Origin of the sequence: Bacillus sp. MUM 13, assembly GCF_001866725.1 — a bacterium.
Lineage (GTDB): Bacteria > Bacillota > Bacilli > Bacillales > DSM-1321 > Peribacillus.
Genome location: NZ_MLYQ01000076.1, coordinates 1 through 5,401, shown reverse-complemented (window position 1 = coordinate 5,401; position 5,401 = coordinate 1). Strand labels below are relative to the sequence as shown.

The 5,401-nt window shown below is 41.8% G+C and carries 5 protein-coding genes; 3 read left to right on the top strand and 2 right to left on the bottom strand.

Going from position 1 to position 5,401, the window contains the following annotated elements; genetic code table 11:
• Positions 1 to 582 precede the first annotated feature (582 nt).
• A complete protein-coding gene (locus BIV59_RS17030) occupies positions 583 to 1,599 on the top strand; it encodes a PTS sugar transporter subunit IIC (protein WP_071352655.1) in 1,017 nt (338 codons plus the stop codon).
• 81 nt (positions 1,600 to 1,680) lie between these two features.
• On the opposite strand, the gene BIV59_RS17025 is transcribed toward BIV59_RS17030, so the two are convergent.
• Positions 1,681 to 2,622 carry a Gfo/Idh/MocA family protein gene (locus tag BIV59_RS17025; protein WP_071352654.1) on the bottom strand — a complete coding sequence of 314 codons (942 nt, stop codon included), beginning with the start codon at positions 2,620 to 2,622 and terminating at the stop codon, positions 1,681 to 1,683.
• 263 nt (positions 2,623 to 2,885) lie between these two features.
• On the opposite strand from BIV59_RS17025, the gene BIV59_RS17020 reads away from it, so the two are divergent.
• Together BIV59_RS17020 and BIV59_RS17015 are read left to right on the top strand one after the other, a co-directional pair.
• Positions 2,886 to 4,082 (top strand): class I SAM-dependent rRNA methyltransferase, encoded by a 1,197-nt coding sequence (locus BIV59_RS17020; RefSeq protein ID WP_071352653.1) that lies wholly within the window; start codon positions 2,886 to 2,888, stop codon positions 4,080 to 4,082.
• 51 nt (positions 4,083 to 4,133) lie between these two features.
• Positions 4,134 to 4,823 carry a DsbA family protein gene (locus BIV59_RS17015; RefSeq protein ID WP_071352652.1) on the top strand — a complete coding sequence of 230 codons (690 nt, stop codon included), beginning with the start codon at positions 4,134 to 4,136 and terminating at the stop codon, positions 4,821 to 4,823.
• A gap of 136 nt (positions 4,824 to 4,959) precedes the next feature.
• Here BIV59_RS17015 and BIV59_RS23950 read toward each other — a convergent pair.
• Positions 4,960 to 5,401: hypothetical protein (locus BIV59_RS23950; RefSeq protein WP_205684402.1), on the bottom strand; the 442-nt coding region annotated here is incomplete at its 5' end.

Sequence of the window (5,401 nt, the reverse complement as noted above, 5' to 3'; positions counted from 1 at the left end):
CAGCTGAGGAGGCTCACCGCGCCCCGCGGAAAGAGAGCATCCTAGAGCGGAAATCAACCACTTGAATAGCAGCAAAGTTTACAAAAACAGCCACTTTGAAAGATAGTTAAAACCTGATAAAGAAACAAGGATGTCAGCTGGAATGAACCCGGCTGGCTTTTTTTAATCCAGCTTTATATCCCCCCATGTGAAAGTGTTCAGTAAAGCTGAGCCTTCACTATAAATTATTACCATTTAATTATGTGGGAAATCTCTATTTCTAAATAGTGTTCTTTAAATAATAAAAAAAATATATATTGATCTACCAATGTGTTAAGCGCTTACTTATTTTTCTACGATAAAAAGGTACTTACATTGTCAGAATATTTGTGATATTATTGCCGATAAGTTAAGCGAAGAGAAACAATTTATCAAAATTGACACCTGTATCACACAAAGATATGATTCTTTTATTGTCTTAAAAAAGAAATAAAACCAACAGGTATTAATTGGAGGTCCTGCATACATAGTAAATGGTAAGAAAATTTGGTATTTTAACTGAAAATTCAATTAATTAAATGAAGCAACTGGAGCGTGAAGCATATGAAAGCTTATATTGTTGAAAGAATGTATAAAGCCTCAGCGGGGGTTGCCAATGCCGTGCTGGTAACACTGGGTATTGGCCTGCTTTTTGAATCTATCGGAAAATTTACGGGTTGGGAAATATTCCTGATTATCGGCGGCACTACCAAGGTTCTCCTGGCACCTGCAATAGGTGCTGCAATTGCTTATCAGCTTGGCGGCAATACCCTGGTCCTTTTTAGCGCTATGGCCTGTGCGGCCATCGGGGGCAACGCTATCCATCAGACACCGGATGGAGTGTTCACGCTGGTTACAGGGCAGCCAATCAGTGCCATTTTAGCGGCCGCAGTAGCTACGTTTGTAGGCAAGAGATTGACTGGACGCACTAAGCTTGACATGATGGCGATTCCACTTGCCTCCATTCTTGCCGGAGGGGTAGCTGGAGTGGGGCTTGCTGCAGTTACAACTCCTTTATTACAGTGGATCAGCGGGGAAATTACTTCTTCTGTCCAGGGAAGCCCGTTCATTGCCTCGATGGTGATATCGCTTGTGTGGAGCATCCTTCTTATGACACCAGCTTCTTCTGCGGCGATTGCCATTGCTCTTCAGATGGATCCGGTATCGAGTGCTGCTGCACTGATAGGATGCACGGCACAGTTTGTCGGATTCACAGCAATGTCTCTTCGCCAAAATGACCTGGGAGGTTTTCTTGCCCAGGTACTGGTAACACCTAAGGTACAGTTTCCGAACTTAATTAAAAATCCGCGGCTGGCCATTCCGACGTTTGTTTCAGCCATTGTATGCGCGCCTATTGCCACACTTGCTTTTGGCTTTCATGCTACCTATGAAATTGCAGGGCTGGGCTTGAATTCCATGATTGCGCCAATCAACATCCTTGCTACACAGGGATTAAGGGTTTTTCTGATTTATATTGCAGTAGGGGTCATACTTCCAATTGTCATTTCTCTGGGCTTGTATCAGCTGATCAAGGTTTTCGGCTGGGCCAAAAAAGGGGACTTGCATATGGAAGTCCAATAAAGAAAAGCGCAATCTGCTGAGATTGCGCTTTTTTACTGTTTTGTCCGTTCTCTATAGCTGCTGCTGCCGTTTCTTTCTTTGTTAATTTCTAAGCTGTTCAAGGACGGTTTGTGCCTGGTAACCTTCTGAAAAGCCGATAATGATGCTTTCTTCACCCTTTAACGCCCTGACTATATGATCAATAAGTGCTTCGTTCAAGGAAGAATCCTGCTTGATTGGAGCAAGGGATTCACCAAGCTTGCCGCCTTCGAGATCAGACCAGTTTAGCAGAGAAAGTGTTCCTTCCGTTCCGTACGCGGTTAATCGGATTTCCTCATCTCCTGCGATCCCGCTCAATCCGTTAATGATGACAGGAGTTCCGTCACCGAGGCTTAATTCTGCAACAATTCCCTGTTCGCTTGCCAGTTTGTCCTCAGGAAACTCTAGATGGCGGTTTTTAACGGTTAATGGTCCAAACAGCATGTGGATTTGCTGAATAAAATGGATGCCAACTTCAAGGACAAATCCGCCCTGCTCCCTGCTCGCCACCCATTTATTCTGCTGCCAGGCTCTTGGCCACTGCGGAAAACGCATATGCAGTTCAACCCTCCGAAGCTTTCCTATGTATTCTGAACGAATGAGATTTGCAAATGTCCTGGCACCAGCGCTGTAGTTAAGGGGAAAATTCATGGCTGATACCAGCTGTTTTTCCTGTGATCTTCTAAAAAGATCTTCTGCTTCCTCCAGAGAATTTGCCAAAGGCTTTTCACAAAGGATATGTATTCCCCTATCCATGACAGAAGCTGCTATACCGTGGTGGTGCTTAGGCGGAACGGCAACATAAACAAGATCCAGTTCAGCTGTTTCAAGCATCTCTTTATAATCAGAAAAAAATGGGATGCTTCCAAGACTTTCAGAAACCTGCTGTGCAAGAGTCCCATCCCAATCGCAAACCGCTGCAATTTCAGTTTCCGGATGGCTTTCAAATTGTTTAATCAGGCGCTGTCCAATTGCCCCTAACCCGATAATCCCTGTTTTAATCATATAACCCCGCCTTATCTTCCTTGTTTTATGATTATTATAGTATGAAATGTAAATATTCAAAAGGTTGAAATAAAAAGCTGTACGCCGCGCGGAAAGTGAAGCAACCTGGAGAGGAAATCAGAAGGCTAATTTCAAAGCCTGGCCCCAAATATTCAGCTCTTTTTCATTGTTTTTTTGAAACAGCAGAGGAGATAGGGTAAAGTAGAGCTATACTAAGTCTGGAAACACGTTTGAGGTTTCCGTAAAGTAGAAGGATGGTCTGCATGAAAACTGAGATTGTGTTACAAGTGAAACAGGAGAATGTCCATAAATTTCAAAAGGGATATCCGCTGATAACCAAAGATGCGGTTGTTAACATCGGGGATTTAAAGGAAGAAGGATGTGCCGTAAAGCTGGTGGACCGGGGCGGGAATTTCCTGGCAAAAGGGTATTATGGAAAGCAGAATAAAGGAATTGGCTGGATTTTAACCAGAAATAAGAATGATATTTTCAATCAGGCGTTTTTTGATAAAAAATTAAAAACGGCCGTAACTCACAGAAAGAGCCTCTTTAATGACGAAGGCACCACTGCTTTTAGAGTCTTTAACGGTGAAGGTGACGGGATCGGCGGGGTCACGATTGACCATTATGACGGACATTATGTCATTAGCTGGTACAGCCAGGGGATTTATCAATATAAAGACCTTATCATAAAGTCGCTGTGCAATACGGCCGAAGTTAAATCGATCTATCAGAAAAAACGATTTGATGCAAAGGGCCAGTATATGGATGAAGATGATTTTGTGATGGGTGAAGTGCCGGAATTTCCGCTGATTGTGAAAGAAAATGGAGTCCGCTTTGCCGTTTATTTGAATGATGGTGCCATGGTGGGTGTATTTTTAGATCAGCGTGAGGTGAGGAAGACAATCCGTGATAAATATGCTTCTGGCAAAAAAGTATTAAACACCTTCTCGTATACAGGCGCTTTTTCCGTTTTTGCGGCCCTCGGCGGTGCAGAAAAAACAACAAGTGTAGATCTTGCCAACAGGAGCCTGCCGAAAACAACTGAACAGTTTCAGGTGAATGGCATCGATTCTGCTGAACAGGATATAATCGTCATGGATGTGTTTAATTATTTTAAATATGCTGCCAAAAAAGAAATCAAATATGATATGGTCATATTGGATCCTCCGAGCTTTGCCAAGTCCAAAAAATTCACCTTCAGTGCAGGCAAGGACTATAAGAACCTATTAAAGGATGCCATTTCCATTACTGAGAAAGATGGCATGATTGTAGCATCAACCAACAGCAGCTCTTTTGATATGAAGAGATTTAAAGGGTTCATCGCAGCTGCCTTTAAAGAAACAGGCGGCGCATACAGGCTGATGGAAGAGTTTTCACTGCCGGAGGATTTTAAAACGATTCCTGAATTTAAAGAAGGCAACTATTTAAAAGTTGTGTTTATAAAAAAAGTAAACTAAGGGAGCAGTTTTTTCTGCATGAGATTAATAGATAAAACGGAGAGTGGGAAAATGGCGAACAAGCAAAAAAATAAAAATTCAGTGCACAAGCAAAAGAAGTCCAATACTGCTTTATATGTTGTGCTTGGAGTGGTGATAGCTGCCATAGTGGTCTTTATCGTCCTGGCAAAGACAGCGCACAATGACTCCAAGATCGATTATAGCGGACAGCCAGTTTTGGGAGATAAATCAGCATCAGTGAAAATCGTAGAATTCGGCGACTATAAATGTCCATATTGCAAAAATTTCACATTATCTGCTTTTCCTCAAATTGATAAGGAAATCGTTAAAAAGGGAAAGGCTTCGTTTTATTTCTTCAACTATCCTTTCATTAATAATGATTCCACACGGTCCTCAAGGTTCGCTGAGGCTGTTTATAAAGAACTTGGCAATGATGCATTCTGGGAATTTCATGATAAGTTATATGCGGCACAGCCGGATGACAGAAAATATGAGCAGATTGACTATTTCACAGAAGATAAGCTTGTTAAGGTATTGAGAGAGACAGCAAGCAAAGAGGATGCAGACAAAGTATTGGCTGCCTTCCGTGCAGGAAAGTCAGCAAAAGCTTCTGACAAAGATGTGGAAATTGCAAACAAACTGGGAGTAGAAAGCACCCCGGCCATATTTGTCAACGGAAAGCAGTTCAAAGGCAAAACTCTCGAAGATTTGAAGAAGATGGTTGAAAAGGCTTCCGATTAATGAGGCACTGCAGAGTGAATCTAAGGAGCAAAATGTTAAGAAACTCGTCAATATTGGCGAGTTTTTTTAGTAAATAAACTGGGTAAATGTATATGAATGATATGTTAATGTCAATATTGTTTCTCGCAGCTATGGTTTATGTCATCAGAAGGAACAAAAGCATAAGAAAGAAATTAACAAAACTGCAAATCCTAGGTGCTGCAGGTTCATTTATTGTCACATTACTTATAGCCTTTATGTTTATATACTTCATAGGAAATTCTTTTTCCGGGTATTTTGAGAATAAGATCCTTAAAGTAACCAGCGAACTGTTTTTGGTAATCATTACATTATCTCTCTGCGGAAAAGGTTTAAGGATACTCCTCCAAAAGATTACCAAGGGTGCGTTAACGAAATAAAATATCATCTTAATGAACAGACTTTCATAATATGCACTCCAAAGTGAAGCCCTCTTGAATTGAACGGGGGCTTTTTTTTTAGCTGTTTTCGTAAACTTTATTGCTATGAAACAAGGTGGGTGATTTCCGCTCCAGGATGCTCGCTTTTCACGCAAGCCGTTGAGCCTCCTCGGCTGCGCC